Here is a 6,613-nt window from a genome sequence, read left to right on the forward strand (position 1 = left end):
GGGATAAATCTTTTTCGATCAAGATGAGATATCGGGTATCTTAAATTTGCACTTTATGATATACCCCTCTAAACGGCGACCGGAACAGGCAAGCAAAACAATCCGTCGCCGCACAAACCGGGAAACGGCGCGACAGCGCCCAACCCCGACAAACGCCATAAAAAACAATAAAAACACAAAACACAGCACCAAGGGAGAAACCTAAATGATAAGGTCAATGAATCACCGAATGGAACCCTTCTCAGAGCATCTCACATACGAGCAGCCGCAGTAAAGCACCGGCTAAAGATTTCTCTGCAGAGCAATCAATGTCAGAACAAAAGGGTTTCTCGTGAAAAAAACACAAACTGATCCAATCTGGCTCCGGTCAATCGACGGACTAAGCCAGAGCGGCAGCCTTATTGCCGCAATCGCATGTTTTGTCCTGCTGATTAATGTCGTTCTTGATGTTCTGGGACGTTGGCTATTTAACCATCCGGTCAACGGGACAATTGAATATGTCTCTTACTGGTGGATGCCCATTATTGTTTTTCTGGCTTTCGCGGCAGCTCAATTGCGAAACGAGCATATTCAGATTGATTATCTGGTCGACCATCTGCCGCCCGCCACACGAAAGACCGTTTCCATTTTTTGCTTATCGATCGCTATCATTACAATTCTGGCATTGGCATACTATGCTCTTCTCGATGCACTGGCCGCCGCCGAGGTGAAACAGGCAGCCTATGGAACGGCAGAAGTATTGATTTGGCCGATCAAATTCGTCGCCGTTGCAGGGCTGATCCTGTTTGCACTCCAATTGGCAGCCTCCCTATACAGGGTGTGCGCCCAGCCTAAGTCATTCGCCACCGCTGACAAGCTGCCACATGACATCTCCGATGACATGCCCCGTTCGAAGTCCGGTACAATTGGCCTGCTCTTTTTACTCATCATATCACTTGCCATCATCAGCGCTTTTTTCGGCTTGCCTCTCTCCCGTGAAATAACCGGCATTCTGGTAATCTGCCTCGTGCTTACCACAGTGAATCTCGGCATCCCTATCGGGCTCGCCCTCATTATCGCCTCTTCGCTTGGTTTATGGAAATTAAGGGGGGGAGCTGCTCTCGAATCAGCCCTGGAGGAGAGTATCTATGGTGGCGCCGCAACCTGGCAATTAAGCGTCATTCCTCTCTTCATTCTTATGGGGGTTGCCCTGTGGCATTCCGGGCTGACAACAAAGGCATATTCAAGTGCCCGGGTTTTTCTCGGAAACCTGCCTGGCGGCCTTGCGGTCGGCACCAATTTCGCAGGCGCCATACTGGCGGCGGCAAGTGGCAGCACCGTTGGAATTTCTTACGCTTTGGGACGTATTGCCATTCCGGAAATGATCCGGGCGAAATCCCCGCCGAGCCTCGCAACTGGCGTGGTTGCCATGGCCGGAACCCTCGGTCAGTTAATCCCGCCAAGTATATTACTCGTTGTTTATGCAGGAGTCGTGCAAACGCCTGTCGGACCGCAACTTCTGTCGGGTGTGGTCCCCGGAGTTATTCTCGCGACAGCTTTCGCCGCAATGATAGTCCTGCGGGGCGTTATAAATCCCGCATGGGCCCCGACAACAAAAATTCCCGATATCACCTGGCGCGGCCGCTACCACGCTTTTATCGTTCTACTGCCCATTATTCTTATCATTCTCGTGATCATTGGGGGCCTTTTTGGCGGTGTATTTACTCCCACAGAAGCCGGTGCCTTTGGCGCCCTTTCCGCATTGCTGATTGGCTGGTTGTTGAACGGCGCGCAAAATCGCTCTCCCGCCAAAGCATTCACATTCACACGCGCATGCCTGCTGGATGCCGTCATTGCAACGGCGGGGATTTTCTTGCTTTTAATAGGGGTCGATATCCTTACCAAGGTCATGACCCTTAGCCGCGTCGCCCACCATGTCTCTGAAATCGTTCTAATGATGGAGCTTTCCAGAATAACATTCTTGCTGGTTCTTGTGCCCATTTATCTGGTTCTCGGCATGTTTCTAGACCCAATGGCCATGATCCTTCTGACTGTGCCTGTATTTGTGCCAACTCTCGAGGCTCTGGATATCAATCTCCTGTGGTTCGGAGTCTTTGTCATCATGATGGCTGAAATCGGCATCGTCACACCACCAATTGGCATTCTCTCTTTTATCGTTCATCGAATAGCGCAAAGCAAGGAAGTCAATCTTGGTACCAGCATCCGGCTTTCAGACGTGTTTATAGGCGTCATACCTTTCATTCTTGTCGCGCTGGGAATCGTTCTGATTTTAATTTTTTTCCCAAATATTGTAACCTGGTTGCCAGATATGTCCCGCGCGACCTGATGTATCGCAATATCATCCTGACAATCGCCAATGCGTCCATAATGAAAGAGATAAGGGAAGTGGCGTTATAATCATGTCATGTTATACGGAGATCATCTCGCAGGATACAGAGCCGGGACAGGTATGCCGGTCCGGTTGATCTTCTCCATAACACCGGCTATAAAATCGACGGATTTATTTCCGGATGACGAGCGAAGAATAGGCAAGTGAATTATGGCAGGATATTCCACTTTTGCGGCTATTGTATCTTGAAATCAGATTGAAGAGGGAGTTAAGGGAATGAAAGCTGCAAACAAGAAGGGCTCCGGCGAGTTACCTAATATTGCGGCAAAAGATTTCATAGATTCCCGTAAATTATACTATTTTTACCATGCAGCCAGCTGCGGAAGATTTACGATTGCCGAAGCCGTTCTCGGCGTTGCCCAATCTGCCATAAGCCGCCAGATCCAGGTTCTCGAATCCGATCTCGGTGTCCAGCTTCTGGAAAGAACCGGACATGGCGTTCGGCTTACCAAAGCCGGAAAGATTGTCTATAAGCACGCTTCTGAAATTCTCGATCAAATGTCGGATGTCAAACGCGATCTCGAGATTACGGCGAACGAACAGACAGATCAAGTTGCACTGGCCGGACCGCCCAGTTTTATGACGACCTATGCCCCGGAAATTGTCATCCGCTTCAGGCAGATGTATCCGCATGTAAAACTATCCGTGGTTGAAGCTGCCACAGGCAATCTGCTGGCGCATCTTGTTGATGGCGCAGTTGACCTCGCTATCGTCGTCCAGATTCCCAAAAGCACAAAACTTGAAGTCACGACAATAGCCGAAGAAGATGTCTATTTTACTGCAGCTCCGGATCACCCTGTCATTACGGAAGGTGTCGCAAAACGGGAGCATATACCCGAGTATAATTTGATCCTTCCTGCCTCGCTCCTTGGCACAAAAACAACATTTTTAAGATATTTCGAAGAAGGCGGAATTGATATCTCCTCTCAGCTGCAAATTGACAGTCTTCCACTCATGAAACGACTTCTACTGGAAGGTCCTTACTGCCCCCTGATGGGGGAGCTTTCCTGTCGGGAACTTGTCCAAAGTCGGGAACTTCAAGCCGTACCACTCGATCCGCCATTAAAACGAAACATCTATCTGGTCCATTTGAAAAAACGCCCTCTTTCCCCTGAAGCCAATGCTCTGGCGGAGCTTGTCACAACTATCGCCGGGAGTGATAAGGATCGTATGCAGCTTCCCTTATCGAAGCGTCAGAAAAAAGCTTAACTCACCTATCAATGGCTACGGCACTAGACCATAGTGCTATAGGCGTACGGCCCTCCTGTTGGATATATTTCTGGATTATCCGCCATCCACACAGATGGTTCAGAACACAATTTGTCTTTATTTCGATTATTCTGACACTCTCTATATAGCGCCGATTTGTCTGAGGTATTGGATTTTGGCATCGTCGAAGCCGAGATATTGTTTCAGGACACGGTCGGTATCTTCGCCGAGGCTGGGGCCGGAGCGGTCGTGGCGGCCGCCGATATAGGTGGGCGTCTCGCTCATATGCACCGGATGCTCCTTCACCGGCCAGCGGCCGATCTCGCTCTGATCCAGCTCCACCAGCCATCCCAGATGCTTCAGCTGCGGATCGTGATCATAGCGGTCCTCCGCCGTCTGGCACACCCCGGCCACAACCCCGGCGGATTGCAGGGCCTGCATCAGCTCGAACCCATCATGCTGCTGCGTCTCTTCATTCATCAGCGTCTCCAGCGCGTCCTGATGGGCGAGCCGTCCTTCCAGCGTCGCGAACCGCTCATCCCTCGCCCAGTCCGGATTACCAAGCGCCGCCACCAGCGCCTGCCACTCGGCCTCATCAAAAACCGCAATGGCAATCCACCGATCCTCCCCCCGGGTCCGATAGGCCCCGTGCGGCGCCGCCGGCTTATAGGGGGAGCGGTTGCCGTAGCGGGACCAGCGGCGGCCGTTCGCCGAATAGTCCAGCACCGCCGTGCCGGTCAGATAGATCCCCGTCTCCGCCTGCGAGGCGTCAATGTAGCAGCCCTTGCCGGTTGCGTTCCGCCGATACAGCGCCGCCAGCATGGCGTTGGCCATATTATAGGCGCCGAACCAGTCGAGATAGGAATAGCCGATCCCGGCGGGCGGCCAGGATTCCGGCAGTCCCGACATCTCGCTGAGACCGCTGATCGCCTGCGCCGTCGGGCCGAAGCCGCGCGCCCCGCCATAGGTACCCGCCTGACCGAAGGCGCTCTGCTGTACATAGATGATGGAGGGGTTCAGCTCTTTCAGCCGCTCATAACCCAGCCCCATCCGATCCATCGTGCCGGGCGAAAAGCCTTCCACGATCATATCCGCATCGCGGATCATCTCTTCCAGGATCTTCCGGCCTTCCGCATGTTTCAAATTCAAAGACAGTCCCAGCTTTCCGGAATTAATCTCCATGAAATTGCCACAACGGTCCGGGTTGTCAGAGACGGGTGAATATATTGCCGCTTCAGCGGCATCACGTTCCGCCCGCCCACCCGGAGGACACATCCCCTGACCCCAGCGCATACCATCAATACGGGAGGAATGCTCGACTTTGATCACCTCGGCGCCCATAGCGGTGAGGAAGCGCCCGGCGCCGGCACTGGCCAGCATCCAGCTCAGATCGACGACCCGGACATCGGACAGGGCAAATGGCTTGCCATGCTTGCTGATAACCGGCGGCTCGGCCCAGCGTTTCGGGGCGCTTTTGACGACGGGCGCAGGACGCGGCTGCCATTCCTGCTGCACGTCCTCCGTATGCTCGCCCAGCAAAGGCGGGCGGGGACCCTGCCGCCAGGGGACTTCCCGGCATACCCATTTGGCGCCAACATAGGTGAAGCTTCTGTCAAGCTCGGGGTGAGACACATCAAAGAATGTCTCCCGCGCTGCCCAATGCGCATCACCCACATTCTCTTCCGGACGGCGGATCGGCGCCCAGGGCATCCCCTGATCCTGGCCGTCGCGCCACAGCTCGGCTGAGAAGGGCAGTCGCGACACCAGATCATCCATGAGCGTCGCGATGCGTTCTTTTGTCTCTGCTGAGTGTCGAACCGATTCCCCGGCATATTTTGGATCGCCAATATCTTTCTCCATATTGTATTTTTTCAATACATTAACCGGCGCATCCCAACTGTTCAGAAACCCTCTCAGATATGTTTGATAGGGTAAGATATACCGGCCGTCTTTTGTCATCGAGATCGTACGCCGGGTTGGTGGATTAATTGACGCACAGGCATGTCGGCAGGTCAGGCGCTTATACGTCTGTTTCAGATATGTCCAAGCTGGGAGGTCCTGCTCGGTATTTTTACTGACGGCCTCATGGACATTGGCGTCGAGTTTCTGTCCCTGCCCGGTCTTCAAACGGTAGCTGAGCGCGCCGAGAACCGACATCGCCGCCATCTCCCCCACCAGATGATACGCCTGCCACATCTGCGGCGCGATCGGCGGCGTCTCATAAAAACCGCCCGGATCCGGATCATAGCCGCAATTCATCATAATGCCCCCAAGCGCCAGATGAACCAGATCAGATCCCCGATATCCCGCCCAGGGACCATCATCGCCAAACGGGCTGATCCGCAGATAGATCACGCCCGGGTTCATCTCCCGCAACGCCTCATAGCCAAGCCCCCGCGCATCCATATAACCCGCCGCCCGGCTGTCAATCACCACATCCGCCGAGGCCGCCAGGCGACGGAAGCTCTCCTGTCCCGCCGCGCTCTCAAGGTCAAGTACCACGCTCCGCTTGCCAAAATTATAATGCCAGAAATGCAGGCTCTTCTCCGGGTCCCGCACATCCTCCAGGAACGGGCCAATCTCCCGGGTTCCCTCTCCTTCCGGCGGCTCCACCTTGACCACATCCGCCCCCAGCCCTGCCAGCAGCTTGCCGCAATATTCCCCTTGCTCGTCCGCCACCTCCAGCACACGAATACCGGACAGGTAAGAGAGGTCATCTTCAGCCGTCTTGCCGTTCTTCTTCATTCTATCTTCCTCCCGACAGGATTGTTGTTCGCCCTCTCCGGCGCCCCTCCCCAAAGAGAAGAGGCTTTCCGAAACCTGCGGCGGTGTGTCTCCAGCGCGAGGGTCTCTGCCCTCTCTTGCCAAACGCCGCCGGGCCTTTCCTGGTTATTGTTTTACCCCTTTACGCTATAGGGGATAAATCTTTTTCGATCAAGATGAGATATCGGGTATCTTAAATTTGCACTTTATGATATACCCCTCTAAACGGCGACCGGAACAGGCAAGCAAAAC

At 53.8% G+C, this 6,613-nt stretch carries 3 protein-coding genes; 2 read left to right on the forward strand and 1 reads right to left on the reverse strand.

Annotated elements, in window-relative coordinates; genetic code table 11:
* Positions 1-331 precede the first annotated feature (331 nt).
* Both CMN55_RS16860 and CMN55_RS16865 read left to right on the forward strand, forming a co-directional pair.
* Positions 332-2,326 carry a TRAP transporter large permease subunit gene (locus tag CMN55_RS16860; RefSeq protein ID WP_293951458.1) on the forward strand — a complete coding sequence of 665 codons (1,995 nt, stop codon included), beginning with the start codon at positions 332-334 and terminating at the stop codon, positions 2,324-2,326.
* 279 nt (positions 2,327-2,605) lie between these two features.
* Positions 2,606-3,598: a LysR family transcriptional regulator gene (locus tag CMN55_RS16865; RefSeq protein ID WP_293951460.1), complete on the forward strand. Its 993-nt coding sequence runs from the start codon at positions 2,606-2,608 to the stop codon at positions 3,596-3,598.
* A 141-nt stretch (positions 3,599-3,739) separates the two neighbouring features.
* Here the strand turns inward: CMN55_RS16865 and CMN55_RS16870 are convergent, their stop codons facing one another.
* Entirely contained in the window at positions 3,740-6,343 is a 2,604-nt protein-coding gene (locus CMN55_RS16870; RefSeq protein WP_293951462.1) for a CaiB/BaiF CoA transferase family protein, read from the reverse strand.
* Between the last annotated feature and the right edge of the window lie 270 nt (positions 6,344-6,613).

Origin of the sequence: Sneathiella sp. (assembly GCF_002694385.1) — a bacterium.
Taxonomy (GTDB): Bacteria; Pseudomonadota; Alphaproteobacteria; order Sneathiellales; family Sneathiellaceae; genus Sneathiella.